The organism is Paraburkholderia ribeironis, assembly GCF_900019265.1.
Taxonomy (GTDB): Bacteria; Pseudomonadota; Gammaproteobacteria; order Burkholderiales; family Burkholderiaceae; genus Paraburkholderia; species Paraburkholderia ribeironis.
Window position 1 is genome coordinate 1 of record NZ_CYGX02000216.1, and the last position, 549, is coordinate 549.

At 63.2% G+C, this 549-nt stretch carries 1 pseudogene; it reads right to left on the bottom strand.

From position 1 onward, the window contains the following. Window positions 1–549: pseudogene (locus BN2475_RS33230) on the bottom strand (hypothetical protein); the annotation flags it as partial.

Consider the following 549-nt stretch of genomic DNA (forward strand, 5'->3'; position numbering starts at 1 on the left):
ATACGGGCGGGCAGCAGCCGGTCGATCAGCAGGACGAGCACCATCGGTGCGAGCACCTCGATGGGCACGATGTAGCGATAGATGCTAAAGAGCTTCATCCACACGACGAAGCCCAGCGCGACGAACAGCACGACGAGCCGTTGCTTCGGTTCGAGACCTTCCGGCCGCTGGCCTTTGATGCGCTGCGTAATCCGCACGAGCGCCCACCAGACGAACACGATGTAGACAATCGGCCAGATGATCTGCCGGATGGGGGTCTCGCCGACCCGTCTCGAATCCGCGGCGATGATGAACGGCCACAGCAGCATCTCTATGGCATTGCGCGGCAGCCAGCGCATGTCGCCTTGCGCGCCGGACGTCGTCAGCGGATTCGGAAAGAATTTGCCGAACTGCGGATACAGCGGATTACCGAACTGCTGCCACAGATGCAGCATCCAGAACCCCGTCGTCGCGGCCATGCCGACCAGCACGCCGATGCCGAACAGGAACGCGATGCGCACCCGCGAGGCGAGCGTGCCGGGATAGCTCAGGAGGCTCAGACAGAGCGCG